The sequence below is a fragment of the Jidongwangia harbinensis genome (assembly GCF_020216025.1).
Classification (GTDB): domain Bacteria; phylum Actinomycetota; class Actinomycetes; order Mycobacteriales; family Micromonosporaceae; genus Actinoplanes; species Actinoplanes harbinensis.
This window is the reverse complement of sequence record NZ_JAIWNC010000007.1, coordinates 1-24,518: the sequence shown is the minus strand read 5'-3', so window position 1 is coordinate 24,518 and position 24,518 is coordinate 1. Positions and strand designations below refer to the sequence as shown.

General features: G+C 71.5%; 27 protein-coding genes. 7 read left to right on the top strand and 20 right to left on the bottom strand.

The window, feature by feature from the left end; translation table 11 throughout:
* Positions 1 to 26 precede the first annotated feature (26 nt).
* On the bottom strand, positions 27 to 1,313 hold the full coding sequence (gene murA / locus LDL48_RS11910; protein ID WP_225255125.1) for a UDP-N-acetylglucosamine 1-carboxyvinyltransferase: 1,287 nt from the start codon (positions 1,311 to 1,313) through the stop codon (positions 27 to 29).
* A 41-nt stretch (positions 1,314 to 1,354) separates the two neighbouring features.
* Between murA and LDL48_RS11905 the strand changes: the two genes are divergently transcribed.
* Positions 1,355 to 1,930 (top strand): cob(I)yrinic acid a,c-diamide adenosyltransferase, encoded by a 576-nt coding sequence (locus tag LDL48_RS11905; RefSeq protein ID WP_225255124.1) that lies wholly within the window; start codon positions 1,355 to 1,357, stop codon positions 1,928 to 1,930.
* Entirely contained in the window at positions 1,903 to 2,337 is a 435-nt protein-coding gene (locus LDL48_RS11900) for a VOC family protein (protein WP_225255123.1), read from the top strand. Before LDL48_RS11905 ends, LDL48_RS11900 begins: the two co-directional genes overlap by 28 nt.
* Here LDL48_RS11900 and LDL48_RS11895 read toward each other — a convergent pair.
* The 13 genes from LDL48_RS11895 to glyA all read right to left on the bottom strand — a co-directional run bounded on the left by LDL48_RS11895 (position 2,289) and on the right by glyA (position 13,426).
* Complete coding sequence (locus LDL48_RS11895; RefSeq protein ID WP_225255122.1) at positions 2,289 to 2,756, bottom strand: DUF2550 domain-containing protein; 468 nt, start codon at positions 2,754 to 2,756, stop codon at positions 2,289 to 2,291. The two genes, LDL48_RS11900 and LDL48_RS11895, sit on opposite strands and share 49 nt — an antisense overlap.
* A gap of 8 nt (positions 2,757 to 2,764) precedes the next feature.
* A complete protein-coding gene (locus LDL48_RS11890) occupies positions 2,765 to 3,046 on the bottom strand; it encodes a F0F1 ATP synthase subunit epsilon (RefSeq protein WP_225255121.1) in 282 nt (93 codons plus the stop codon).
* A gap of 75 nt (positions 3,047 to 3,121) precedes the next feature.
* Positions 3,122 to 4,219, bottom strand: coding sequence for an LCP family protein (locus LDL48_RS11885; RefSeq protein ID WP_225255139.1), 1,098 nt, complete (start codon positions 4,217 to 4,219; stop codon positions 3,122 to 3,124).
* 229 nt (positions 4,220 to 4,448) lie between these two features.
* On the bottom strand, positions 4,449 to 5,891 hold the full coding sequence (gene atpD / locus LDL48_RS11880; protein WP_372472112.1) for a F0F1 ATP synthase subunit beta: 1,443 nt from the start codon (positions 5,889 to 5,891) through the stop codon (positions 4,449 to 4,451).
* Positions 5,891 to 6,820: a F0F1 ATP synthase subunit gamma gene (locus LDL48_RS11875; RefSeq protein WP_225255119.1), complete on the bottom strand. Its 930-nt coding sequence runs from the start codon at positions 6,818 to 6,820 to the stop codon at positions 5,891 to 5,893. Before LDL48_RS11875 ends, atpD begins: the two co-directional genes overlap by 1 nt.
* A gap of 2 nt (positions 6,821 to 6,822) precedes the next feature.
* Positions 6,823 to 8,472 carry a F0F1 ATP synthase subunit alpha gene (gene atpA / locus LDL48_RS11870; RefSeq protein WP_225255118.1) on the bottom strand — a complete coding sequence of 550 codons (1,650 nt, stop codon included), beginning with the start codon at positions 8,470 to 8,472 and terminating at the stop codon, positions 6,823 to 6,825.
* Between the two features lie 84 nt (positions 8,473 to 8,556).
* Positions 8,557 to 9,378, bottom strand: a complete 822-nt coding sequence (locus LDL48_RS11865) for a F0F1 ATP synthase subunit delta (RefSeq protein WP_225255138.1) — start codon at positions 9,376 to 9,378, stop codon at positions 8,557 to 8,559.
* Entirely contained in the window at positions 9,375 to 9,926 is a 552-nt protein-coding gene (locus LDL48_RS11860) for a F0F1 ATP synthase subunit B (RefSeq protein WP_225255117.1), read from the bottom strand. The genes LDL48_RS11865 and LDL48_RS11860 overlap by 4 nt, the downstream gene beginning before the upstream one ends.
* Positions 9,927 to 9,951: 25 nt before the next feature.
* On the bottom strand, positions 9,952 to 10,185 hold the full coding sequence (locus LDL48_RS11855) for an ATP synthase subunit C-like protein (protein WP_225255116.1): 234 nt from the start codon (positions 10,183 to 10,185) through the stop codon (positions 9,952 to 9,954).
* 86 nt (positions 10,186 to 10,271) lie between these two features.
* Positions 10,272 to 11,060: a F0F1 ATP synthase subunit A gene (atpB, locus tag LDL48_RS11850; protein WP_225255115.1), complete on the bottom strand. Its 789-nt coding sequence runs from the start codon at positions 11,058 to 11,060 to the stop codon at positions 10,272 to 10,274.
* A 15-nt stretch (positions 11,061 to 11,075) separates the two neighbouring features.
* Positions 11,076 to 11,309, bottom strand: coding sequence for an AtpZ/AtpI family protein (locus LDL48_RS11845; protein WP_225255114.1), 234 nt, complete (start codon positions 11,307 to 11,309; stop codon positions 11,076 to 11,078).
* Positions 11,310 to 11,504: 195 nt separating this feature from the next.
* Positions 11,505 to 11,981, bottom strand: a complete 477-nt coding sequence (locus LDL48_RS11840) for a hypothetical protein (protein ID WP_308016451.1) — start codon at positions 11,979 to 11,981, stop codon at positions 11,505 to 11,507.
* A gap of 155 nt (positions 11,982 to 12,136) precedes the next feature.
* Complete coding sequence (glyA, locus tag LDL48_RS11835) at positions 12,137 to 13,426, bottom strand: serine hydroxymethyltransferase (protein WP_225255136.1); 1,290 nt, start codon at positions 13,424 to 13,426, stop codon at positions 12,137 to 12,139.
* A gap of 78 nt (positions 13,427 to 13,504) precedes the next feature.
* On the opposite strand from glyA, the gene LDL48_RS11830 reads away from it, so the two are divergent.
* Entirely contained in the window at positions 13,505 to 14,983 is a 1,479-nt protein-coding gene (locus tag LDL48_RS11830; protein WP_225255113.1) for an SDR family oxidoreductase, read from the top strand.
* Between the two features lie 7 nt (positions 14,984 to 14,990).
* On the opposite strand, the gene LDL48_RS11825 is transcribed toward LDL48_RS11830, so the two are convergent.
* From LDL48_RS11825 to prmC, 3 genes are read right to left on the bottom strand one after another with little or no spacing between them, the layout of a single operon-like run.
* Positions 14,991 to 15,611, bottom strand: coding sequence for an arsenate reductase/protein-tyrosine-phosphatase family protein (locus LDL48_RS11825; RefSeq protein WP_225255112.1), 621 nt, complete (start codon positions 15,609 to 15,611; stop codon positions 14,991 to 14,993).
* A 1-nt stretch (position 15,612) separates the two neighbouring features.
* Positions 15,613 to 16,257, bottom strand: a complete 645-nt coding sequence (locus LDL48_RS11820; RefSeq protein ID WP_225255135.1) for an L-threonylcarbamoyladenylate synthase — start codon at positions 16,255 to 16,257, stop codon at positions 15,613 to 15,615.
* A gap of 37 nt (positions 16,258 to 16,294) precedes the next feature.
* Complete coding sequence (gene prmC, locus LDL48_RS11815) at positions 16,295 to 17,170, bottom strand: peptide chain release factor N(5)-glutamine methyltransferase (RefSeq protein WP_372472109.1); 876 nt, start codon at positions 17,168 to 17,170, stop codon at positions 16,295 to 16,297.
* An 89-nt stretch (positions 17,171 to 17,259) separates the two neighbouring features.
* On the opposite strand from prmC, the gene LDL48_RS11810 reads away from it, so the two are divergent.
* Both LDL48_RS11810 and LDL48_RS11805 read left to right on the top strand, forming a co-directional pair.
* The gene (locus LDL48_RS11810) at positions 17,260 to 18,765 is read left to right on the top strand and encodes a GGDEF domain-containing protein (RefSeq protein WP_225255111.1); all 1,506 of its coding nucleotides are present in this window, start codon (positions 17,260 to 17,262) and stop codon (positions 18,763 to 18,765) included.
* A gap of 15 nt (positions 18,766 to 18,780) precedes the next feature.
* Positions 18,781 to 20,097 carry an outer membrane protein assembly factor BamB family protein gene (locus LDL48_RS11805; protein WP_225255110.1) on the top strand — a complete coding sequence of 439 codons (1,317 nt, stop codon included), beginning with the start codon at positions 18,781 to 18,783 and terminating at the stop codon, positions 20,095 to 20,097.
* Here LDL48_RS11805 and prfA read toward each other — a convergent pair.
* Both prfA and rpmE read right to left on the bottom strand, forming a co-directional pair.
* Positions 20,081 to 21,172 (bottom strand): peptide chain release factor 1, encoded by a 1,092-nt coding sequence (gene prfA, locus LDL48_RS11800; RefSeq protein WP_225255109.1) that lies wholly within the window; start codon positions 21,170 to 21,172, stop codon positions 20,081 to 20,083. The genes LDL48_RS11805 and prfA overlap by 17 nt on opposite strands.
* A gap of 65 nt (positions 21,173 to 21,237) precedes the next feature.
* Positions 21,238 to 21,462: a 50S ribosomal protein L31 gene (gene rpmE, locus LDL48_RS11795; RefSeq protein WP_225255108.1), complete on the bottom strand. Its 225-nt coding sequence runs from the start codon at positions 21,460 to 21,462 to the stop codon at positions 21,238 to 21,240.
* A gap of 231 nt (positions 21,463 to 21,693) precedes the next feature.
* On the opposite strand from rpmE, the gene LDL48_RS11790 reads away from it, so the two are divergent.
* Together LDL48_RS11790 and LDL48_RS11785 are read left to right on the top strand one after the other, a co-directional pair.
* A complete protein-coding gene (locus LDL48_RS11790) occupies positions 21,694 to 22,590 on the top strand; it encodes a phosphatase domain-containing protein (RefSeq protein WP_225255107.1) in 897 nt (298 codons plus the stop codon).
* Positions 22,590 to 23,204, top strand: coding sequence for an RNA ligase family protein (locus tag LDL48_RS11785; protein ID WP_225255106.1), 615 nt, complete (start codon positions 22,590 to 22,592; stop codon positions 23,202 to 23,204). The genes LDL48_RS11790 and LDL48_RS11785 overlap by 1 nt, the downstream gene beginning before the upstream one ends.
* On the opposite strand, the gene LDL48_RS11780 is transcribed toward LDL48_RS11785, so the two are convergent.
* A complete protein-coding gene (locus tag LDL48_RS11780; protein WP_225255105.1) occupies positions 23,188 to 24,360 on the bottom strand; it encodes a nitric oxide synthase oxygenase in 1,173 nt (390 codons plus the stop codon). The two genes, LDL48_RS11785 and LDL48_RS11780, sit on opposite strands and share 17 nt — an antisense overlap.
* Between the last annotated feature and the right edge of the window lie 158 nt (positions 24,361 to 24,518).

The window sequence follows — 24,518 nt, the reverse complement described above, 5'->3', positions numbered from 1 at the left end:
GCATGGGTTTTCCGCCGCGGGTGGGCTCAGAAGTCGAACGTCGGCTCCGGCACGTCCGCGCGTTCCACCTCGACGCCGAGCTTCGCCAGGTCGGACACGAAGTCGGGGTAGCCGCGGTCGATGTGGTGGACCTCGCCGACCTCGGTGACGCCGTCCGCGCACAGCCCGGCGATGACCAGCCCGGCACCGGCCCGGATGTCGGTCGCCCGGACCGGCGCTCCGGAGAGCCGCTCCCGGCCGCGGACCACGGCGTGGTGCCCGTCGGTACGGATGTCCGCACCGAGCCGCACCATCTCGTTCACGAACATGAACCGGCCGTCGAAGATGTTCTCGGTGATCAGCGACGAGCCCTCGGCCACCGTGGCCAGGCCGATCGCCATCGGCAGCAGGTCGGTGGCGAAGCCCGGGAACGGCAGCGTCACGATGTCCACGGCCTTCGGGCGGTCGTCCATGCGTACCCGGAAGTGCTGTTCTCCGGGGTCGACCACCGCGCCGGCCTGCACCAGCTTGTCCAGCGCGATGTCCAGGAATTCCGGGCGCACGCCGTGCACGGTCACCTCACCGCGCGTCATGGCGGTGGCGAACGCCCAGGTGCCGGCCACGATCCGGTCGCCCACCGTGGTGTGCCGCACCGGCCGGAGCGCGTCCACGCCCTCGATCTCCAGGATGGACGTTCCGGCGCCGGAGATCCGGGCGCCCATCGCGTTGAGCATCTGGCAGATGTCCACGATCTCCGGCTCGCGGGCCGCGTTGTCGATCTCCGTGACGCCCTTGGCCAGCACCGCGGCCATCAGCAGGTTCTCGGTGGCGCCGACGCTCGGGAAGTCCAGCCAGATCTTCGAGCCGCGCAGCCCGTTCGGCGCGGACGCGATGACGAAGCCGTGCTCGCCGGTGATGTCGGCGCCCATCCGGGCCAGCCCGGAGACGTGCATGTCCAGGCCGCGGGAGCCGATCATGTCGCCGCCGGGCAGCGCCACCCGGACGTACCCGCGGCGGGCCAGCAGCGGGCCCAGTACGCAGATCGACGCGCGCAGACGGCGCACCAGGTCGTAGTCGGCCTCGCTGCCGGGCTCGGCCGGTACGTCGATGGTCGCCTCGGTGCCGTCCAGCGTCACCTGGCAACCGAGCCGGCGCAGCACCTCGGCCATGATGGCGATGTCGGTGATCCGGGGCACGTTCCCGATCACGGTCTGTCCCTCGGCGAGCAGTGCGACCGCCATCAGCTTGAGCGCGGAGTTCTTCGCGCCGCCGACCGTGACGTCACCGGCGAGCCGCGCGCCGCCCTTCACCCTGATCACATCCACGCGGGCCATCGTATGGGGTTCTCCGCACCGGGCTCCGTAGGGTGGGTGCCATGGCCGTGCATCTCACCCGCATCTACACCAAGACCGGCGACGCCGGGCAGACCCGCCTGGGCAACAACGAGCAGGTGGAGAAGACCGATCCGCGGATCGTGGCGTACGCCGACGTCGACGAGTGCAATGCCGCGCTCGGCGTGGCGCTGGCCCTGGGCGGGCTGACCGCCGACCTGCGGACCATGCTCGCGACGATCCAGAACGACCTCTTCGACGTGGGCGCCGATCTGTGCAATCCGGAGTCGGAGAACCCGCCGTACCCGCCGCTGCGGATCACCGAGGCGTACGTGGAGCGGCTCGAGGGCTGGTGTGACGAGTTCAACGAACTCCTGCCGGCGCTGGACTCCTTCGTGCTCCCCGGCGGCACCCCGGGCGCCGCGCTGCTGCACGTGGCGCGGACCGTGGCACGGCGGGCCGAACGTTCGGTGTGGGCGTTGTGCACGGCGGACCCGGAGCGCACCGGCGTGCTGCCGGCGAAGTATCTGAACCGGCTGTCCGACCTGCTGTTCATCCTGGCCCGGACGGCCAACCCGAACGGCGACGTCAAGTGGGTGCCGGGCGGCGCGGGACGGTGACCGGCGGCCTGCACCACGTCGAGCTGTGGGTGCCGGACCTGAGTGGAGCCGTGGGCCCGTGGGGCTGGCTGCTGGGCGAGTTGGGCTGGGTGCCGTACCAGCGGTGGGCGCTGGGCCGGTCCTGGCGGCACGGCAGGACGTACCTGGTGCTGGAGGAGTCACCGGCCCGGTCCGGGCCGGTGCACGACCGGCTGGCGCCCGGGCTGAACCATCTGGCGTTCACGGTGGGCGGCCGGGACGAGGTGGACCGGCTGGCCGCGGCGGCGCCGGAGCACGGCTGGGCGCTGATGTTCGCGGACCGGCATCCGCACGCGGGTGGGCCGGACAGCTACGCGGCCTACCTGGAGGACGGCTGGGGTTACGAGGTGGAGCTGGTCTCCGAGCCGCCGGCCGACCTGTGCGGGTGAAGCCGGCGGCCGGGCGGGCCGGCCTCGAGCCAGGACAGGAAACCGGTGACCGTGGACTCGGCCATCGCGATCTCCACCCGGCAGCCGTCGGTGGTGCAGGTCAGGATCACCCAGTCGCCGGGCATGGCGAGGCGTTCCGGCCCCTCCGGGAGGCGGCGGTCGTCGACCGTGAGCCCGCGCCGGTCGAGCACCCGCTTGGGCCGGACCGCGAAGCTGAACATGCGGTGGAAGCGCAGCTCGTCGCCGACGAACTGGCCGATGCCGGACGACCAGCCGCGACCGGGGACCATCGTGCTGACCCGGACCTGGACCCGAATGGTTCCGCCGCCGGCCATGAGCAGCCGGCGGCGGAGGAAGATCGCTAGGAGTAGCGCGAGGAACGCGCCGAAACAGATTCCGAGGAGTTCCAGAATCTGCATCGTGGGCGTCAGTGCGCGTCGGGCGTGGCGGGGGTGGCACTCTCCGCCAGGACGGTCACGCCGTCCGCGTCGATGGAGAGGAAACCGCCGGTGACGTCGTAGGTCAGCTGGTCTCCGCCGGCGAGCTTGACCCGCACCTGGCTGGGCTCCTTGAGCAGACCGAGCAGCGGTGCGTGGCCGGGCAGGACGCCGATCTCGCCCTCGGTCGTCCGGGCGACGACCATGTCGGCGTCACCGGACCAGATCCGCTCCTCGACGGCGACGACCCGGACGTGCAGCTGACTGGCCACGCTGTCTCCTCAGTCCTACGAACCCTGACGGGTGGAATTCTAGATGGCGGTACGCCGGCCCGGTGTCCCGGGTGGCTACTCCTCGGCCTGGATGAACTCGGGGTGACTGAGCAGGAACGTACCGACGCTGTCGTTCTTCAATGCGTCGAAGAACTCCTCGGCGGACGGGTCCAGCGCCTCGCCCCGGTACTGCCCGCCCTCGATCAGTGAGCGGCCGGGCAGCTTGATCAGGGTCATGTTCTCCGGGCTGACGTTCTTCAGGGCCAGGCCCCAGTCGACCACGTTGTAGCCGCGCCCGGCGAAGGTGAGCGACCCACCGGCGGCCCGCAGCACCCGGTCCAGCTTGGCCGGATTGGTCACCACGTCCTTGCTCAGCGCCTGCTTGGCGATGGCCTTGATGAACTGCTGCTGGTGCCGCTGCCGGTCGTAGTCGCCGTTCTTCAGGCCGTACCGCTGGCGGACGTAGTCCAGCGCCTCCCACCCCTTGAGGTGGCGGGTGCCCTTCTTGTACTGCTTCTGCGGCCCGTAGTAGGGGTGCTCGCACTGGTTGTCGGAGCACCGCGCCAGCTTGGGCCGGGACTGACCGTTGGGCTGCAGGTGCTCGGACTTGACGTCCTGGTCGATCGTCATGGTGACGCCGCCCATCGCGTCGACGATCTTCTTGAAGCCGCCGAAGTTCACGATGGCGCCGGCGTCGAACTCCTCGACCCCGGTGAGCTTGGACATCGTCTTCGCCAGCAGGCCGAACCCCTGGGCGATGTCGTGCCCGCCGTCGGGCTTCCGGCTGCCGTACGACATCGCCGAGTTGATCTTGTCGGTGCCGCCGTTGAACCCGGTCTTCTCGTACGCCGGGATCTCCACCCGGAGGTCCCGCGGGACGGAGAAGACGTACGCCTCGTTCATGTTCTTCGGTACGTGCACCACGATGATCGAGTCCGACAGCGGCGCGGTCTTGGTGTCGCGCGGGTCGATGCCGGCCAGCAGGATGGTCGCCGGGCCCTTGATCTCGCTCGGCTTGTCCTTCTTCTCCCCGGCGACCGCGGCGTCACCGAACAGGTCCTGGTTGTTGACCGCACCGGCGTAGCGGGCCACCAGCACCTGGCTGGTGACGAGCGCACCGCCGCTGATGACCATGAGGAGGCAGCCGAAGACCGCGCACAGCCGCGCCCACAGCGGAGCACGCCGCCGCCTGGGCTTCGCGCCCTCGGCGCCGACCTTCGCCGCCCGCCGAGGCGTGCCCGATTCGCCCTTTGCCACCCGATCCCCAACCATGCTGGTCAATGGCCCTGCCACCATGGGGATGATCGCAGGGGCGCGCAAGTGTCCACCGACAAGATTACTCGAACGAGTGAGCCGCGCCGACATGGTCGACGCGGCTCACACTTTCCCAGACCCGGGTGGATCAGCCCTTCATCAGCTCGTGCGCGTTGCGCTCGAGGTCCTCCAGGCCACCGCACATGAAGAAGGCCTGCTCGGGGAAGCTGTCGTACTCGCCCTCGCTGATCTTCTTGAACGCCTCGATGGTCTCCTTCAGCGGGACCGTCGAGCCGGGAACGCCGGTGAACTGCTCGGCGGCGTACGTGTTCTGCGAGAGGAAACGCTCGATGCGGCGGGCCCGCTGCACCGTGACCTTGTCCTCCTCGGAGAGCTCGTCCATACCGAGGATGGCGATGATGTCCTGCAGGTCCTTGTACTTCTGCAGGATCCGCTGCACCTCACGGGCGACCGCGTAGTGCTCGGCACCGACGAACTCCGGCGCCAGGATCCGCGAGCTGGAGGCCAGCGGGTCCACGGCCGGGTAGATGCCCTTGTCGGAGATCGACCGCTCGAGGTTCGTGGTCGCGTCCAGGTGGGCGAACGTGGTGGCCGGCGCCGGGTCGGTGTAGTCGTCGGCGGGCACGTAGATCGCCTGCAGCGAGGTGATCGCCTTGCCCCGGACCGAGGTGATCCGCTCCTGCAGCTGGCCCATCTCGTCGGCCAGGGTGGGCTGGTAACCCACCGCGGACGGCATGCGGCCGAGCAGCGTGGAGACCTCGGAACCGGCCTGGGTGAACCGGAAGATGTTGTCGATGAAGAGCAGCACCTCCTGGTTCTGCACGTCCCGGAAGTACTCCGCCATGGTCAGCGCGGTCAGCGCGACCCGCAGGCGGGTGCCCGGCGGCTCGTCCATCTGACCGAACACCAGGGCGGTCTTGTCGAGCACGCCACCCTCGGCCATTTCCAGGATCAGGTCGTTGCCCTCGCGGGTGCGCTCACCCACGCCGGCGAACACCGAGGTACCGCCGAAGTTGCGGGCCACCCGGATGATCATCTCCTGGATGAGCACCGTCTTGCCCACGCCCGCGCCGCCGAACAGGCCGATCTTGCCACCGCGCACGTACGGCGCGAGCAGGTCGAGCACCTTGATGCCGGTCTCCAGCATCTCGGTCTTCGGCTCGAGGTCGGCGAACGCCGGAGGCTGGCGGTGGATCGGCCAGCGCTCGGTGACGTTCAGCGTGGACGGGTCGGCGTTGAGCACCTCACCGAGCGCGTTGAACACATGGCCCTTGGTCACGTCGCCGACCGGCACCGAGATCGGCGCGCCGGTGTCCCGGACCTCGGCACCCCGGATCAGGCCGTCGGTGGGCTGCATCGAGATCGCCCGCACCACGTTGTCGCCGAGGTGCTGCGCGATCTCCAGGGTCAGCGTCTTGGTGCCCTCGGAGAGGGTCACGTCGACGTGCAGCGCGTTGTAGATGTCGGGCATCGCATCGCGCGGGAACTCGGCGTCGACGACCGGGCCGATGACCCGGACGACGCGGCCGACGCCGGTCTCCGTCTTGGTGGGCTCAGCTACAGCAGTCATCATCCATCACTTCCCGACGCGGACAGCGCCTCGACGCCGCCGACGATTTCACTGATTTCCTGGGTGATCGCGGCCTGCCGCGCGGAGTTCATCTCTCGGGTGTACCGCTTGAGCAGGTCGTCCGCGTTGTCCGAGGCGCTCTTCATGGCCCGCCGCCGGGACGCCGACTCGCTCGCCGCCGACTCCAGCAACGCCGCGTAGATGCGGGTGTTGAGGTACTTCGGCAGCAGCGCGTCCAGCAGCTCGCCGGCCTCCGGCTCGAACTCGTACGCCGGGCGCAGACCGGGCTCCCGCTCGCGCTCCTCGACCTGCATCGGCGCCAGGAAGTGCGCCTGTGCGGACTGCGTGATGAGCGACTTGAACTGGGTGCTGACGATGTGCAGTTCGTCCACGCCCTCGATGTTCTCCGGGCCGTGCTGCTCGCCGTTGTCGTCGGCCCCGGACACGAACGCGCCGAGCAGCGCGTCCCCGACCCGCCGGGCGTCCTCGAAGGACGGACGCTCGGAGAAACCGGTCCAGCTGGCCGAGATCGGCCGGTTGCGGAACCGGTAGTAGCCGACACCCTTGCGGCCGATGACGTACAGCGCCACGTCCTTGCCGTCCGCGCGCAGCCGGGCGATCAGCTGCTCACAGGTGCGGATCGCGTTGGCGTTGTAGGCGCCGGCCAGGCCCCGGTCGCTGGTGATGAGCAGGACGCCGGCCCGCTGCACCCGCTCGCGCGGGGTCAGCAGCGGGTTGTCGATCGTCGCGTTCGTGGCCAGCGCCGTGAGGACCCGGGTGATCGCCTCGGCGTACGGCTTGGAGGCAGCCACCCGCTCCTGGGCCTTGGCGATGCGGCTGGTGGCCACCAGCTCCTGCGCCTTGGCGATCTTCTTGGTCGACCGGACGGTGCGGATGCGCCGCCGGAGGAGCTGTACCTGACCGGCCATGGCTAGGCCTCGTCCTTGCTGGAGCGCACCTCGCGGGTGACGGTCTCGCGAGTCTCGTGGCCCTCCTCGATCGGCTCGGCCTCGGCCTCGTGCAGCTTGATGCCGGTGTCACCCTGCTTGAACAGCGGCTTGAACTCCGCCACACCGGACTCCAGGGTCTCCACCTGCTCGTCGGTGAGGACGCCGGACGACTCGATCGCGGTGTAGGTCTCGCTGCGGTGCCGCTTGATCCACTGCAGCAGCTCGGCCTCGAACCGCCGGACGTCACCGACCGGGATGTCGTCGAGCTGGCCGGTGGTGCCGGCCCAGATCACGATCGTCTGGTCGACCACCGAGTACGGCGAGTACTGCGGCTGCTTGAGCAGCTCGACCAGGCGGACGCCCTTCTCCAGCTGGGCCCGCGACGCCTTGTCCAGGTCGGAGGCGAAGGCCGAGAACGCCTCCAGCTCGCGGTACTGGGCCAGGTCGAGACGGAGCCGGCCGGAGACCCGGCGCATGCCCTTGACCTGCGCGGAACCGCCCACCCGGGACACCGAGGTGCCGACGTTGATGGCCGGGCGCACACCGGAGGCGAACAGGTCCGCCTCGAGGAAGATCTGCCCGTCGGTGATCGAGATGACGTTGGTCGGGATGTAGGCCGAGATGTCGTTGGCCTTCGTCTCGATCAGCGGCAGACCGGTCATCGAGCCGCCACCCAGCTCGTCGGAGAGCTTGGCGCAGCGCTCCAGCAGGCGGGAGTGCAGGTAGAAGACGTCACCCGGGTACGCCTCGCGGCCCGGCGGGCGGCGCAGCAGCAGGGACACGGCGCGGTACGCCTCGGCCTGCTTGGTGAGGTCGTCGAACACGATCAGGACGTGCTTGCCGGCGTACATCCAGTGCTGTCCGATGGACGAGCCGGTGTACGGCGCGATGTACTTGAAGCCGGCCGGGTCGGACGCGGGCGACGCCACGATCGTGGTGTATTCCAGCGCGCCCTGCTCCTCGAGCGTGCCCCGGATGCTGGCGATCGTCGACGCCTTCTGGCCGATCGCCACGTAGATGCAGCGGACCTGCTTCTTCGGGTCGCCGGACTCCCAGTTGGCTCGCTGGTTGATGATCGTGTCGAGCGCGACCGTGGTCTTACCGGTCTTACGGTCGCCGATGATCAGCTGGCGCTGGCCGCGGCCGATCGGCGTCATGGCGTCGATCGCCTTGATGCCGGTCTGCAGCGGCTCCTTCACCGGCTGCCGCGCCATCACGTTCGGCGCCTGCAGCTCCAGCTCGCGGAAGCCCTCGTTCGGAATGTCGCCACGGTCGTCGATCGGCTCGCCCAGGGCGTTGACCACCCGGCCGAGGAACGCGTCGCCGACCGGCACGGAGAGGACGCGGCCGGTCCGCTTGACCGGCTGCCCCTCCTCGATGCCGGTGAAGTCGCCGAGGACCACGACGCCGATGTCACGGACGTCGAGGTTCAGGGCCACGCCCAGCGTGCCGTCGGAGAATTCGAGCAGTTCGTTCGCCATCACCGAGGGCAGGCCCTCGACGTGCGCGATGCCGTCGCCCGCATCGGAGACGATGCCGACCTCCTCGCGGGAGACCTCGGGCGTGTAGGACGAGACGTAGCGCTCTAGCGCCCCCCGGATCTCGTCCGAGGAGATGGTCAGCTCGGCCATCCTCTGCCTTCTCTTGTGTGCTCGGGACGTCGCCGCCACCGAGGGGCTGCTCGTCGGCGTCGCCGCCGTCGAAGGGAACGAAACTTATCGGGCGAACGCCTGCTTGGCCTCGTTGAGCCGCCGCAGGGTCGTGCCGTCGTAGAGGTCGGAGCCGACCCGGACGCTGACGCCGCCGACGATCCGCGGATCGACGTCGACCTTCAGCGAGACCTGCCGGCCGTACATGGCGGACAACTTGGCAGCCAGTCGCTGCTCGTCGTCATCACTGAGGAGCCGCGCAACGGTCACGTACGCCACCTGACGGTCGCGTTTCGCCGCGGTCAACTCCACCAGCCGGGTCAGCGAAGCCTCGAAGCCCCGGCCGCCGAACCCTTCGAGCGCCACCTCGACGAGTCGCCCCGTGGCCAGCCGGACCTTGCCTTTCAGCAGGTCTTGCACCAGCTTAGCCCGCCGCTCGATCGGCGCACCGGGGTCACCGAGCGTGACCGCCAACTCGGGGTGCGCGGAGGCGGTCTGCCCGAAACGGAACAGCTCGTCCTCCACCTCGGCCAGGTCACCGGACCGGTCCGCGGACTGCAGCAGCGCGTCGACGCCGAGGCGTTCGACCGCGTCCAGCAGTTCGCTGGGCCGGGACCACCGGCCGCCGGCCAGCAACGCGAGCACGTCCACGGCGGCCTTGGTCAGCTTGCCGGAGAGCACCGACCGGAGCAGTTCCGACCGGTCCGCGCTGCTGCGCGACGGGTCGGTCAGCGCCCGGCGCAGCCGCGGCTCGCCCTGCAGCAGACGGGCCACCGACAGGATCTCGTCGGCGACCGTGGCCAGCTGCGCGGCCGTGGCCTTGGCGGTGTCCGCGGCGAGCCGCTCCGCCGCTTCGGCGAAGGCCTCCCGGCCGGCGGACGCCATCAGCGCCGCCCGCCGGTCGGGCCGGTGGCGTCCAGCTCGTTGATGAACCGGTCGACCGTGCCGCGGTTGCGCGCCTCGTCGGCGAGCGACTCACCGACGATCCGGCCGGCCAGGTCGACGGCGAGCGTGCCCACCTCGGCGCGCAGTTCCCGCACGATGCTCTCGCGCTGCGCGGCCAGCTGCTCGGTGCCGGCCGCGATGATCCGGTCGGACTCCTCCCGGGCCTTGGCGAGAACGTCCTGCCGGATGCCCTCCGCGTCGGCACGGGCCTCGTCGCGGATCCGGGCCGCCTCGGTGCGGGCCTCGGCGAGCTGCGCACGGTACTGCTCGAGCAGCTCGTTCGCCTCGGCCTGCGCCGTTTCGGCGCGCTTGATCCCGCCCTCGATCGCGTCGACCCGGGCCCGGAACGTCTCCTCCATGCGGGGGAAGACGAACTTCATCAGGACGAAGCAGATGATGGCGAAGGCGATCGAACCGAGTACCAGCTCCTGCCAGAGCGGCACGATCGGGCTGTGCTCGGCCTCGGAAGCCAGATAGTCAACGGATTTCATGGGCACCTCCTGTCGAGGCTGAGGATCAGAGTTCGCCGGCCCAGATGAAGCCGAACGCGATACCCAGCAGGGCGAGAACCTCGACCACGGCGAAGCCGATCCAGAGGAACGGCTGGGTGATACGGGCCGACTCGGGCTGGCGCGCGGTCGACTGGATGTAGGCGGCGAAGACCAGACCCACACCGATGCCGGGGCCGATGGCCGCGAGGCCGTAGCCGATGGCGGCGGTGCTACCGACAACTTCAGCAAGTGGTGCCATTGCTCAGTTCCTCCTGGTATCTCGCATGACTGTCATGCGGGACGACAACGGGCCTTACAACAGGAAACTCAGACCAGGGCTCGGGCTCAGTGACTTTCCGCGAGCGAGCCCTGGATGTAGCTGGCGGTCAGCACCGTGAAGACGTAGGCCTGCAACGCGATGACCGCGAAGTCGAGGAACGTCAGAGCGATGGTCATCAGCCAGGACAGAATCGAGATCGGCGTCAGCAGTGCGTTCGCGTTGATCATCGCAAAGCCGCCGAGCGTGAAGACCAACAGCAGCATGTGGCCCGCGAACATGTTGGCGAAGAGCCGGATGGCGAGCGAGAACGGCCGCACGATGAAGTTCGAGAAGAACTCGATCGGCACCAGGATCGGCAGGATGAACCACGGGGCCGGCGGCACCAGGGCGAACTTGATGTAGCCGATGCCGTGCTTCTTGAAGCCCAGGTAGATGAACATCACCCAGCTGATCAGCGCGAGGATGATCGGGAACGCGATGTGCGAGTTCGGCGAGATCTGGGCCATCGGCACGATGCCCCAGAGGTTCATCACGAAGATGAAGCAGAAGAGCGTCGTGAGGTACGGCGCGAAGCGCACGCCCTCCTTGCCGATCATGTCGACGGCGATGTTGTTCCGCACGAACCCGTAGATCGACTCGGCGAGCCACTGCCGCTTGGTCGGCACCAGCTTCGGCTTCCGGTAGGCCACCAGGAAGAAGATGATCAGCATCGCGACCGTGATCCACAGCAGCAGAGTGATCTTGGTGAACCAGTAGTCGTGCCCGCCCCACGGAACGATGCTGGGCAGGTAGAAGTCCTCGACGCTCGGCGGGAAAGGAACCTCCGACGCGAGAACGATCGTTCGACCGGTCACCGTAGCCCTTCCAGGTCAGGCGCCGAGACGGCGCGCAATGAGGTAGACACCGGCCGCGCCGCCGACCACCGCTCCGATACCCATCGCGATGCCCTTGGTGCCGAGCCACTGATCCACCAGCCAGCCGATCCCGCCCCACACGACCATTCCCCCGATGAGGTAACTGATCGCCACGTAACCGGAACCGGAATTCACCGGTTCGTAGGCGTCGTCCTTGCGGGGTTCTGAGGGGGGCTGCTGACCGGCCATGACGGGCGAAACGATATCAGCAGGAAACATGAGGCTGGCCGAGACCCCCCGGACAACGGTGGGTTGTCCCGGCGACGGGGGCGCTGGCGGCTCGGCGAAACAGTACCCCTCCGATTCAAGCCGGGGCCAGGGCTGCCGCACGGCTGTCACCGGATCGGGCGCCGAGTCCCGCCGCAAGCCAGCTGACCAGCCAGATCAGGGCGTGCGGCGGCGCGCCAGCCGGGTCAGCCACCACACCTGCACCCCGGTCAGCACGATGCTGCCGCCCGCGATGCCCCAGGCCATCGGATCACCACCGGCCCACCCACTGGCCGCAACGCTGATCATCAGGAAGATGATCAATGAGTATTTGATCACATAGACCGCCAGCCCCACCGGCATCACCAGGGCCGGCCGAATCACGTCCGCCCACGCGATGACCAGCGTGGTCAGCGTGACGCCGACGGTCACCACGGCGGTACCCGCGCCGGCACCGAGGGCGGCGGTCGGACCACCGGCGAGGAAGCCGATCGAGGCCGCGCAGAGCACCAGGGCGAACCCGACCGCCGCGACGAACGGCAGGTGCTCGATCCGCCAGCGCGGGTCCTCGGGCAGCGGCGGCAGCTCCGGCAGCGGGCGCTGGTCGTCGTCGACGTCCCGGCCGAGGATCGCGCGCACCACCCCGGGCCGCACCGCCCCACCCTGCGTCGGCACCCCCCGGGTCGCGGGCCCCCCGGTTTCCGGCCCGCTCACGCCGGGGACCCCGGTCGCGGGCCGCCCGGTTTCCGGCGCACTCACGCCGGGGACCCCGGTCGCCGGGTTCGCGGGCCGCCCGGTTTCCGCCCCGCTCACGCCGGGACCCCGGTCGCCGCGTACGCCGGGAACCGCCGGACCAGCGCGGTCACCTCGTCACGCACGTCGGCCAGCCGGGCCGCACCGGGCGCGGTCCGCGGGTCGGCGCCCACCGCGAGCGCGATCAGCCCGGCGATGTGACGCATCTCGCCCTCCCGCATCTCCTGGGTGGTCACGCACGGTGTGCCCACCCGCACCCCGGAGGCCACGGTCGGCCGCTCCGGGTCGTACGGAATGGCGTTCTTGTTCAGCGTGATCCCGGCCAGCTCGCAGCGCGCCTCGGCGTCCCGGCCGGTGACGCCCGCCTCGCGCAGGTCGAGCAGGGCGAGGTGGGTGTCGGTGCCACCGGAGACCGGGCGCATCCCCTCGGCGGCGAGCCCGGCGGTCAGCGCCTGGGCGTTCCGGACCACCTGCTCGGCGTACCGCTGGAAATCGGGCCGCGCCGCCTCCCGCAGAGCGACCGCCTTCGCGGCCACGGCGTGCATCATCGGCCCGCCCTGGGTGAACGGGAAGACGGCCTTGTCGATGCGCGGGGCGAGATCCTCACGGCAGAGAATCATGCCGCCCCGCGGTCCGCGCAGCACCTTGTGGGTGGTGCAGGTGACCACGTCGGCGTGCGCTACGGGTGACGGCACCGCCCGCCCGGCGACCAGGCCGATGAAGTGTGCCGCGTCCACCATCAGGTACGCGCCCACCTCGTCGGCGATCGCCCGGAACCGGGCGAAGTCGATCAGGCGGGGGTACGCGGTGGCGCCACAGATGATCATTTTCGGACGGTGCGCCAGGGCCAGGTCGCGAACCTCGTCGTAGTCGATCAGCTCGGTGTCCGCGCGCACGGTGTACCCGACGTGGTGGAACCACTTGCCGGAGAAGTTGACCTTGCTGCCGTGGGTGAGGTGACCGCCGTGCGGCAGGTCCATCGCCAGCACCGTGTCGCCCGGCTGGACCAGGGCGGCGTACGCGGCCAGGTTCGCCGACGCCCCGGAATGCGGCTGCACGTTCGCGTGCTCCGCGCCGAACAGGTCCCGGGCGCGCTGCACGGCGAGGTCCTCGGCCCGGTCCACCTGGGCGCACCCGCCGTAGTAGCGGTGCCCGGGGTACCCCTCGGCGTACTTGTTGGTCAGCGTGGAACCGAGCGCGGCCAGGACCGCCGGCGACGTGAAGTTCTCGCTGGCGATGAGCTGCAGGCCGGCGCGCTGCCGGTCCAGCTCGCCCAGCACCACCCCGGCGATCTCCGGATCCTCACGCGCCAACAGGTCGAAGTCCGGACCCCAGTACGTGTGCATGGCGTTCCTCACGTCGGCGGCGCTGCGATTTCGAGCATATGGCTTATCCACCCCTGCCTGCGGGCACAGTCATGAGTTATGCGCTGTCTCGTCACCGGCGCCACCGGGTACATCGGTGGCCGCCTGGCTCCCCGTCTGCTCGACGCCGGTCACACCGTCCGCTGCCTGTCCCGCAGCGCCGGACGGCTGCGGGACGTGCCCTGGGCGGACCGGGTGGAGGTGGTCGAGGGCGATCTGGGCCGGCCCGACACGCTGGCGCCCGCGTTCCAGGACGTCGATGTCGCGTACTTCCTGATGCACTCGCTCGGACAGCCCGGCTTCGAGGAACTGGACCGGCGGGCCGCGGAGAACTTCGCCGCCGCGGCCCGGGCCGCCGGGGTCCGCCGCATCGTCTACCTGGGCGGTCCGGAGACCCCGGCCGGCGACCGCCCGTCGCCGCACCTGCGCTCCCGCGCCGAGGTGGGCGACATCCTGCTGGCCAGCGGGGTACCCACCGCGGTGCTGCGGGCCGCGGTGATCATCGGTTCCGGTTCGGCGTCGTTCGAGATGCTGCGCTACCTGACCGAACGCCTACCGGTCATGATCACGCCGCGCTGGGTGCACAACCGGATCCAGCCCATCGCGGTACGCGACGTGCTCCGCTACCTGATCGCCGCCGCCGACCTGCCGCCCGAGGTGAACCGCGGCTTCGACATCGGCGGCCCGGACGTGCTCACCTACGAGCAGATGATGCACCGGTACGCCGCGGTGGCCGGCCTGCGCCGCCGGGTGATCCTGCCGGTACGACCGTTGAGCCCGTGGCTGTCCGCACACTGGGTCGGCGCGATCACGCCGGTGCCGAACGCGATCGCCCGCCCCCTGGTGGCCAGCCTGGTGCACGAGGCCGTGACGCACGAACACGACATCGCCGTCCACGTACCCGACGGGGATCTGCTGGGTTTCGACGAGGCGGTCCGGCGCGCGCTCGACAAGATCCGCGACGCCGACGTGGAGACCCGGTGGTCCAACGCGGCCGGCCGGGACGTGGCCGCCGAGCCGCTGCCCAGCGACCCGTCCTGGTCCGGCGGCTCGGTCTACATCGACGACCGGCACCGGGACGTGCAGGCGCCGGCGGCCGCGCTGTGGCGGGTGATCGAGAGCGTCGGCGGTGAGAACGGGTGGTACTCGTTCCCGCTGGCCTGGTCGGTGCGCGGCTGGCTGGACCGCCTGGTCGGCGGCGTCGGGCTGCGCCGCGGACGGCGCGACCGGGACCGGCTGCTGGTCGGCGAGGCGCTGGACTGGTGGCGGGTGGAGGAGATCTGCCCCGGCGAGCTGCTGCGGCTGCGGGCCGAGATGCGGGTGCCGGGCCGGGCCTGGCTGGAGATGTACGCGGAGCGGGTGGACGACACCCACAGCCGGTACCGGCAGCGGGCGGTGTTCGTGCCGCGGGGGCTGGCCGGGCACGCGTACTGGGCCGCGGTGCTGCCGTTCCACGGCGTCATCTTCAGCGGGATGGCCCGCAACATCGCCCGCGGCGCCGAACAGCTCGACCCGAAGGCGCCCAGCCGGGTCCCGTGACGCCTGGTCAGGGCAGCAGGAGCGTGGCGAACGGGACCGTGGTGTCCTCGATCTCGTCGCCGATCCGGGTGAACGTCTGGTCGCCGCGTCCCCACGGGTCGTCCAGGTCGTCGGTGGGCAGCGCCGGGTCACTGCCGCGCCGGGCGTGCACCGCCTCGACGATCGCGACGCCGCGTGCGTACACCGCGTCGAGGGTGGGCCCGGCCGGTGGCAGGGCACCGGCGTCGACGGTGGGCAGCAGGCGGCCGAACTCGCCGAGCACGAACGTACGGGCCGCCGCCTCCGGCCGCAGGGCGACCACGTAGTCGTACTGGTCGGCGGTGGCGGTGAGGACCAGGTCGGCCTCGTCGATGAAGTCGCCGCGCAGCTTGCGGGCCGTGAAGCCGTCCACCGCGCCGCCGCGGCCGAGGACCTGGCGGGACGCGGGCGGGTTCATCGCCTCGCCCTCGTGCCAGCCGCCGGTGCCGGCGCTGACGCTGCGGACCAGCTGGTCGGCCGGTCCGGTGCCGCCGCCGGCCGAGGCCAGCGCCGTCGCACGGTCTCGCACGGCGCGGGCCAGCAGCCGCTCCGCCATCGGCGAACGGCAGATGTTGCCCATGCACACGTGCAGAACCGTGAACGGCGCCATCTCAGGCCAGTCCCGGCGGGAGCTCGGGCACCACGTCCTGGAGCTTCTCCCACGGGATCGCGCCGGCGCGCACGATGCGCGGCACGTCGCCGGTCACGTCGACGATCGTGCTCGGCACCGGCTCCGGGCACTGTCCCGCTTCGAGGTACACGCGGACCGAGTAGTCGAGCTGGTCGCGCGCCTCCTCCGCGGTGGTGGCGGCGGGCTGGCCGTGCTTGTTCGCGGAGGACACCGCCATCGGGCCGACCTCGCGCAGCACCTCGAGCGCCACCGGGTGCAGCGGCATCCGCACGCCGACCGTGCCGCCGGTGTCGCCGATGTCCCACTGCAGGCTCGGCGAGTGCTCGACGATGATGGTCAGCGCGCCCGGCCAGAACGCGTCGGCCAGGTCGCGGGCGGCCTTGGGCAACGAATACACCAGGCCGTCGAGGGTGTGGCGGGAGCCGACCAGCACCGGCGGCGGCACGTTGCGGCCGCGGCCCTTCGCGTTGAGCAGGGCGGTCACCGCGTGCGGGGTGAACGCGTCGGCGCCGATGCCGTACACCGTGTCGGTGGGCAACACCACGAGTTCGCCGCTCTTGACCGCCTCGACGGCCGCGGCGATGCCCCGGTCCCGGTCGGCGGTGGTCCGGCAGTCGTAGAGCATCACACGATGCAGTCTGCCATGGTGCGGGCACTCCGCATCAGCGGCGGCGGGCTGTCGCATATCGTGGGCGCCCGGACAGGTCCCGGTGGCCGGTCACGTCGGTGAACCGGCCGTCCGCGCCGAGCAGGGCGGGCACCGCGTCGGCGTGCACGTCGTCGTGCTCGATGCCGACCACGCCGCCGGGCCGGAGCAGCCCGGCGGCCAGCCCGACGACCGGCCGGATCACGGTGAGTCCGTCCGCGCCGCCGAACACCGCCTCGGCCGGGTCGTGGTCGGCCACCTCGGGTGGCACGGCGGTGCCGTCCGGAACGTACGGCGGGTTGCACAGCACCACGTCCACCCCGCCGCGGAGGCCGGCCAGCAGGTCCGGGTCGGTCACGTCGCCGGGCACGACCTCGACCACGGGGTACGCCGACGCGTTACGGCGCAGCCAGACCAGCGCGGCCGGGGACCGTTCCACCGCGACCACCCGGCCCGGTGCGGCCTCGTGCGCCACCGACAGGGCCAGCGCCCCGGTGCCGCTGCACAGGTCGACCACGGTGGCGCCGGGCCGGACGTGCTCGATGCCCCAGCCGGCCAGCAGTTCGGTCTCCGGGCGGGGCACGAACACCCCGTCGCCGACGGCCAGCTCGAGATACCGGAACGCGGCCGTGCCGAGCAGGTGCTGCAACGGCACCCGGGTGGCGCGGCGGGCCACCAGGTCGGCGATCCGCCGCTGTTCGTCCGCGCGGACCGTGTCGATCAGCGCCAGCCGGCCGCGGTGCACGTCCAGGACGTGCGCGGCGATCTGTTCGGCCTCGGCGCGGGACGAATCGACACCGGCCTTTTCGAGGTCGGCGGCGGCACTGGCCAGCAACGGAGCCAGGGCCGTCCGTTCCGTGCCCGCCGAGGGGTGTTCGTCAGCCGGTGTCACGGCATAATCATGAAACGTCGCGTGCGGGCACAACCGGCCGGGTTGGGCTTTCCGGCCGCGGGGCAGCGGTCAGCCGTGGGAGGCGCCTGTTGAGTTGGTTGGACCAGCTCGCGGACAACGTCGCGGAGTTGCGGCAGGCGGGGCAACTTCAGCAGGGCGGGCGGTCCGCCGAGGCGTTGCCGCTCCTGGACCGGGTCCTCGAGCAGACCACCGACCCCACCACCCGGGCGTACGCGCTGGTCCAGCGGTTCGGCGCGATGATCAACCTGGGCCAGGTGGCCGAGCTGTCCTCCGCGATGACCGTCGCGTCGGGTGCGGTGCGGGAGGTTCCCGACCCGTACCTGCGCGGTCAGATGCACGCCTTCGCGGCGCTCGGCGCGCACCTGCAGGGCGCCTCGGACCGGGGCGTGACCCATCTGGTGCAGGCGTCCCGGGCGCTGGCCGCGGTGCCGGACGGCGACACCGAGACCGCCTGGGGCTGGCACGACCTCGCGATGGCGTACTCCTATCTCGGTTTTCACGGCCATGCGCTGACCGCGATCGAGCAGGCCCGGCAGGTCGGCGCCGCGGTCGGGCTGGCACCCGAGGTGTTCGCGGCACCCGGCATCCGGATGCGCAACGCGGTGTCGCTGGACCACCAGGGCGACACCGACGGCTGCCTGCGGGTACTGCGGGACATCGACGCGGAGCTGTCCCGGTACCTGGCCACCGGCGCGGACGCCCGGCTGCGCCCGAGCAGCCGGGCGGTGTACGGCTACGCCCTGGCCCGCCGGGCCGCGCTGGGCGAGTCCACCGACGCGGACGTGACCGGCCTGCTGGCCGCCGGCGGCGACAGCGTGCGCTCCCGGGACCTGCGCCACCTCGGCGGGGTGTGCCTCGCCATCGCGGCCGGCCACCCGGCCGACGCGCTGCACCGGCTCGACGCGGTGCCGGTGTCCGCGGAGATCCTGGGTGCCGCGGAACCGGCCCGCCTGCGCAGCATCTGCCACGCGGTGGCCGGCGACCACGAGGCCGCGCACGCCGCCGACCGGTACGCCTTCCGCCTCGCCGCCCAGCGCATCGACCGGCTCCGGGACGGCTATCTGGACGGGGTGGCGGCCCGGCTGGACGCCCAGGAGACCAGCCGCGAGGCCCACCGGTACGACGACGAGTCGCTCAGCGATCCGCTCACCGGCCTGCCGAACCGGCGCCAGCTGGAGCGGTACGTGTCCGCGATGCTGGCCCGCGGCGAGCGGGCGGCGGTCGGCGTGTGTGACCTGATCGGCTTCACCGCGGTCAACGCCCGGCACGGCCGGCACTGTGGCGACCTGGTGCTGCAGCGCATCGCCGGGGTGCTGAACCGGGTGATGCGGCGCGGCGACTTCGTGGCCCGGTTCGCCGGTGACGAGTTCGTGGTGGTGCTGCCCGGCGCCGGCCCGACGCAGGCCGCCGAGGTGTCCCGCCGGCTCAGCGCCGCCGCGGCCGCGGAGAACTGGCAGGCACTGGTTCCGGGTACCCCGATCGGCCTGGCCGCGGGATGGTCCGAGGTCGGCACCAAGGGTCGTACGCTGAGTGCAGCCTTGGCGGCGGCCGCCGCCAGCCGCAAGCCCGCCTGAGAGTGAGCCGTCGCCGTGACCGTGATCGAGCTGGGTGACGTCACGTCCGGCTCGCCCCCCGCCGAACCGGCCCGGCGCCGCGGCGGGCCGTTCCACCTCCGCCGCTACGCGGTGGCCGCGGTGGCCGCCCTGTGCGTGCTGACGGTCACCGGCTCGGCCCGGCCGGACCCGCAGATGCTGCGCACCGTGTGGTCGGTGTCCGGCCAGCCGGACGACAGCCTGCAGGTGACCGCCGACATGGTCTACGTCTTCGGCACCTCGTCCGGATCGTCGATCCGGGCCTACGACGCGGCCCGCGGCGAGCTGCTGTGGTCCCGCAAGGCACCGGGACAGAACGGGTGGATCCACGGCGAGCAGCACGGGGTCGTCCTGCTCCCGAGCGCGGAACCGCAGGTGACCGCGCCCGGGCCGGAGGACAACGGCTACGACGCGTCGTTCGCCGTGCAGACCGTCGCGGTGGACCAGCGGACCGGCGCGGAGCTGTGGCAGCAGCGCGGCGAGCCGTCCTGGGCGACGCCCGACACGCTCCTGCTCACCGAGTGGGCCTTCCGCGGCGGCGGACTGCGCAAGGTCCGGCTGGTCCGGCTCCGGGACGGCACCACGGTGTGGTCGTGGACGCCGGAACAGCGGGTGGTGAACTGGACGGTCGTGCGCGCGACGCAGGCGATAGTCACCGCCGGACCGGACGGCCGGATCGAGGTACGCCGGCTCTCCGACGGCACGGTGACCGCCCGGGGCCGGGTGCCGTGGCTGCTCAGCCGGGACTCCGACGGCGCGTTCACCGACCTGCACTCGCAGGGCGACACGCTCTTCGTGGCCCGCTCGGGGAACGGCAACGTGACCGTGAACGCATACGCCGCCGGCACGCTCCAGCCGCGGTGGGAGGCGCCCGCGACCGCGTTCACCGGCATGGTCGACTGCCGGCCCCTGATGTGTTTCGGCGGCCGCCCGCGCGGGCTGGTGGGCCGCGACCCGCTCACCGGCGCGATCCGGTGGCGGGCCGAGAAGTGGGACAACGCCCACGCGCTTCCGGACGGACGGTTGCTGCTGCAGGCGAACGACACCGGCCGCAGCGCGCTGGCCGACGCGGTCACCGGCCGGATCCTGGCCGACCTCGCCACCCGGCCGGCCGTGCTGGACACCGAGACGGGCACGGTGCTGACGTTCACGCCCACCCTGGACCCGCCCGGCCGGTACGCGGTGCGGGAGTTCGACGTCGCCGGCCGCGGCACGCTGCGCGGCACCCTGGCCGGCATCGGCGGCTGTCAGGTCGCCGGCCGCTACCTGACGTGCCTGGACCAGGGCACGCTCACGGTCAGGGCCTTCGGCTGATCTCCGATCCGCCGGCCAGCCGGGCCGCCCGGTCGGCCTCGGCCAGCGCGTCCAGCACGCCGTCCAGGTCGCCGCTCAGGGCCAGGTCGAGGTTGTACGCGGTGTAGCCGATCCGGTGGTCGGTGATCCGGTTCTGCGGGAAGTTGTACGTCCGGATCCGCTCCGAGCGGTCCACCGTACGCACCTGGGCCTTGCGCGCGTCCGAGGCGGCCGCGTCGGCCTCCTCCTGGGCGGCGGCGAGCAGCCGGGCCCGCAGGATGCGCATGGCCTGCTCCCGGTTCTGCAGCTGGCTCTTCTCGTTCTGGCAGCTGACCACGATGCCGGTGGGCAGGTGGGTGATCCGGACCGCGGAGTCGGTGGTGTTGACCGACTGACCGCCCGGCCCGGACGAGCGGAACACGTCGATCCGGATGTCGCCCGGCTCGATGTGCACGTCCACGTCCTCCGCCTCGGGCAGCACCAGCACGCCGGCCGCGCTGGTGTGGATCCGGCCCTGGCTCTCGGTGACCGGTACCCGCTGGACGCGGTGCACGCCGCCCTCCCACTTCAGCCGGGACCAGACGCCGTGCCCGCCGGCCGGTACGCCCTTCGTCTTGACCGCGGCCGACACGTCCTTGACCCCGCCCAGGTCGGAGTCCTGCGCGTCGATGATCTCCACGGTCCAGCCGTGGCGCTCGGCGTACCGGGTGTACATGCGCAGCAGGTCGCCGGCGAACAGTGCGGACTCCTGCCCGCCCTCGCCCGCCTTGATCTCGATGATCACGTCCTTGGCGTCGTGCGGATCGCGCGGGATCAGCATCTCGCCGAGCTTCTCCTCCAGCGGCGCCAGTGCCGCGGCGACCGCCTCGACCTCACCGGCGAACGACGGGTCCTCGGCGGCGAGTTCGCGGGCCGCGGCCAGGTCGGCGCGGGCCGCCTCCAGCTCGGTGTACGCGGCGTGCAGCGGCGCGAGTTCGGCGAAGCGGCGGCCGACCCGGCGCACCAGCGCCTGGTCGGCGTGGATGGAGGGGTCCTCCATCTGCTTCTCGAGCCCCGCGTACTCCTCCAGGAGGGTGGTCAGCCGGTCGTTGCTCACAGGGTGCTCCCCTTACATACGAACGGCGCCCGGCCCCCACTGGGAGCCGGGCGCCGTCGAGGCAGTTACTTCTTCTTGTCGGCGTTGACCTTCGCGTACTTCGCCTGGAACTTGGCGACCCGGCCCGCGGTGTCGAGGACGCGCTGCTTGCCGGTGTAGAACGGGTGGCAGGCGCTGCAGGTCTCGACGCGGATCTCGCCGCCCTGCGCGGTGCTGCGGGTCGTGAACGTGCTGCCGCAGGAACAGACGACCTCGGTGGCCTGGTACTGCGGGTGGATGTCGGGCTTCATGTCGCTCGGTCCTCTCGAATGGTGTGGTCGCCGGGTCGCCGTCGGCACCCCGCCGCCCCGCCAGGGCGGTGGGCTCGGGCGTGAACCGGAACCTTGTGCTGGCCGATGGACCAGTCTGCCATGTCGCCCACCCCGATCCGAAATCAGGAGGCAGATGCGGGTCCGCCAGGGATAACGTGAAGGCCCCTCACCGCATTCCCGCCGCTCGCGGCCGTGACGGAAGATGGCCGAGTGACAAGGCTGTTGATCACCCGGGGGCTGCCCGCGTCCGGCAAGACCACGTTCGCCCGCACGCTGCAGCCCTACGTGGTCCGCGTGAACCGCGACGACCTGCGGTACATGCTGCACGGGCGGCGGCTGTTCACGCCGTGGGCGGAGGGGCAGGTCGCGGCCGTCCAGCGGGGCACCGTCGAGCAGTTGCTGCAGGCCCGTGCGGACGTGATCGTCGACGACACCAACCTGCGGGCCGACACGGTGCGGGAGTGGGCGGCGCTGGCCGCCCGGTACGGCGCGACGTTCGAGGTGCACGACTTCACCGACGTACCGCTGGACGAGTGCGTGCGCCGGGACGCCGCGCGACCCGAGGCGGAGCGGGTCGGCGAGAAGGGCATCCGGCGGATGTACGACCTGTACCTCAGGGACCGCAGACTGCCGTTGCCCGTGCCGTCCGTGGCGCCGGGCGCACCGGCCGTGGTGTACGACCCGGACCCGGAGTTGCCGCCGGCGGTGCTGGTGGACATCGACGGCACGGTGGCGCTGCTCGACGGCCGCAGCCCGTACGACATGACCCGGGTCGGCCGGGACCGGCCGAACCAGGCGGTCATCGCGGCGGTCCGGGCCATGCACGCGGCCGGGCACGCGGTGGTCTTCTGCTCCGGCCGCGACGAGACGGCCCGCGCCGACACGGAGACCTGGCTGGCCCGGCACGTCGACGTGCCGTACCAGGGACTGTTTCTGCGGGCCCGGGGCGACTCCCGCCGCGACTCGGTCGTCAAGAGTGAGATCTTCGCCGACAAGATCCGCGGGCGGTGGCGGATCGTCGGGGTGTTCGACGACCGGCAGCAGGTCGTCCGGATGTGGCGTGAGCTGGGACTCACCGTCTTCCAGGTGGCCGAGGGAGACTTCTGATGACCGACCGTCATCCGCGTACCCCGCATCTGCCGGACTCCCCCGGCGCACCCGCCGACGACCGGATCCAGCGGGACCTGTCCTGGTTGGACAGCGAACTGGTGGTGACCGAGAAGCTGGACGGCGGCGGCCTCACCTTCACCCGGGACGCGATGTACGGGCGCGCGCCCGACTCCGGCGAGCAACCGTGGGACCGGCCGGCGAAGGCGTTGTGGGCGATGACCGCGTACCGGATCCCGGACGACTGGCGGGTCTGCGGCGAGTCGATGTGGGCGCGGCGCAGCATCGCGTACACGGATCTGCCCGGGGTCTTCATCGTGCACGGCATCTGGGACGAGACCGACACGTTGCTGGGCTGGGACGACACCGTGGACTGGGCGCAGCGGCTGGAACTGCCGGTGGTGCCGGTGCTCTACCGCGGCGCCAGCCTGTCCGAGGCCCGGGCGGCCTGGGCCCGGCACCGCGACGCCAGCGCCTCGGAGGGTTTCGTGGTGCGCAGCGCCGGACGCATCGCGGCCCGGGACTTTCCCCACAAAGTTCTGCAATGGGTACGCCCGGACCACGTCACCTTCCACTGCCGGCCCGACGACTTCGACGTCAACGAGTTCGCGTAGTCCCGTCGCGGGCCAGCGCCGCCGCCTCGTCGTCCAGGTAGAACGCCGGCCGCAGGTCGAGTTCCGCGTAGTAGCGGTGGAAGACCGGGGTGAGCGCACCGGACATCGGCGGCACGATCCAGGTCCAGTCCGCGGGCACCGGCCGGCCGGCCTTCTCTTCGTTGGCCAGGTGGGTCAGGAACCGGGCCGACTCGGTGTGGTGGTCGGTCATCTTCACGCCGGCCCGTTCGAACGACCACAGCACCGCGCGGTTCAGTTCGACCAGCGCCCGGTCCCGCCACAGGGTCGACTCGCGGCTGGTGTCCAGGCCCATCCGCGCGGCGACGACCGGCAGCATGTCGTAGCGGTCCGCGTCGGCCAGGTTGCGCGCGCCGATCTCGGTGCCCATGTACCAGCCGTTGAACGGGGCCAGCGGATAGTGCACCCCGCCGACGGAGAGCCGCATGTTCGCGATCGCCGGTACCGCGTGCCAGCGCAGGCCGAGTTCGGCGAACCAGGCGTACTCCGGGTGGCCGAGCGGCACCTCGAGGATCGCGCGTTCGGGCAGTTCGTACAGCCGTGGGCCCTCGGCCGGCGTCTCGACGACCAGCGGCAACACGTCGAACGCCTCGCCCTTGCCCCGCCAGCCGAAGCCCCGCATCGCCGCGGTGAACGCGATCTGCCGCGGGTCGCCGACCGGCCGCCCGTCCGCGCCCCGGTAGCCGGCGTACCGGATGAGCTGGTCGTTCCACACCCGGGCGTACGGCCGGCCGGGTCGCGCGGGCGGGAAGACGCTGATCACCGGACGGATCGCGCCGGGCCGCTCACCGCCGGACGCGATCTGCAGGTGATGCACGAGGAGCGAGAAGATCTCGTCCGCGGTACGTGCCCGGCGCCGGTCCAGCACCACCAGGCTGCGCCAGTAGAGCCGCCCGATGCACCGGTTGGCGTTGCGCCACGCCAGCTTGGCGCCGTACCCGAGTTCCTCGGTGGTGTGCACGTAGGTGCCGGTGGCGGCGATCTGCGCGCGCACGATGGCCAGCCGGGGCTCCACCGGGCCCAGCCGGGGGTTCTCCAGGTAGCAGAGCCGCAGGAAGTCCTCGGCCTCGGCGGGATCGGCCGGAGCGTCCCGATCCCAAGCCTCGGTGGGATGGTCCCGGTATCCCGGCACGATCATGTCCGCCTCCCCCGACGTCGAGCCACGCGCTAGGAGATTGGCACGGTCGGGGATGGTCAGAATCAGACAGGCTGTGCGACGCGGGGGCGGGGCCCCCCAGGGGGGGGCCCCCCCCCCGGGACGGGTGGGGGGAGTGGTTGGGGGGGGGGCCCCCCCCG

Bases quoted from the DNA above. Each gene is read 5' to 3' on its own strand.
- atpD (WP_372472112.1), bottom strand. From the start codon at position 5,891: ATGACTGCTGTAGCTGAGCCCACCAAGACGGAGACCGGCGTCGGCCGC.
- LDL48_RS11855 (WP_225255116.1), bottom strand. From the start codon at position 10,185: ATGGCACCACTTGCTGAAGTTGTCGGTAGCACCGCCGCCATCGGCTAC.
- LDL48_RS11875 (WP_225255119.1), bottom strand. From the start codon at position 6,820: ATGGCCGGTCAGGTACAGCTCCTCCGGCGGCGCATCCGCACCGTCCGG.
- LDL48_RS11860 (WP_225255117.1), bottom strand. From the start codon at position 9,926: ATGAAATCCGTTGACTATCTGGCTTCCGAGGCCGAGCACAGCCCGATC.
- LDL48_RS11830 (WP_225255113.1), top strand. From the start codon at position 13,505: ATGCGCTGTCTCGTCACCGGCGCCACCGGGTACATCGGTGGCCGCCTG.
- LDL48_RS11825 (WP_225255112.1), bottom strand. From the start codon at position 15,611: ATGGCGCCGTTCACGGTTCTGCACGTGTGCATGGGCAACATCTGCCGT.
- atpA (WP_225255118.1), bottom strand. From the start codon at position 8,472: ATGGCCGAGCTGACCATCTCCTCGGACGAGATCCGGGGGGCGCTAGAG.
- LDL48_RS11785 (WP_225255106.1), top strand. From the start codon at position 22,590: ATGACCGACCGTCATCCGCGTACCCCGCATCTGCCGGACTCCCCCGGC.
- LDL48_RS11845 (WP_225255114.1), bottom strand. From the start codon at position 11,309: ATGGCCGGTCAGCAGCCCCCCTCAGAACCCCGCAAGGACGACGCCTAC.
- LDL48_RS11780 (WP_225255105.1), bottom strand. From the start codon at position 24,360: ATGATCGTGCCGGGATACCGGGACCATCCCACCGAGGCTTGGGATCGG.
- glyA (WP_225255136.1), bottom strand. From the start codon at position 13,426: ATGCACACGTACTGGGGTCCGGACTTCGACCTGTTGGCGCGTGAGGAT.
- LDL48_RS11905 (WP_225255124.1), top strand. From the start codon at position 1,355: ATGGCCGTGCATCTCACCCGCATCTACACCAAGACCGGCGACGCCGGG.
- rpmE (WP_225255108.1), bottom strand. From the start codon at position 21,462: ATGAAGCCCGACATCCACCCGCAGTACCAGGCCACCGAGGTCGTCTGT.
- LDL48_RS11895 (WP_225255122.1), bottom strand. From the start codon at position 2,756: ATGCAGATTCTGGAACTCCTCGGAATCTGTTTCGGCGCGTTCCTCGCG.
- LDL48_RS11820 (WP_225255135.1), bottom strand. From the start codon at position 16,257: ATGCTCTACGACTGCCGGACCACCGCCGACCGGGACCGGGGCATCGCC.
- murA (WP_225255125.1), bottom strand. From the start codon at position 1,313: ATGGCCCGCGTGGATGTGATCAGGGTGAAGGGCGGCGCGCGGCTCGCC.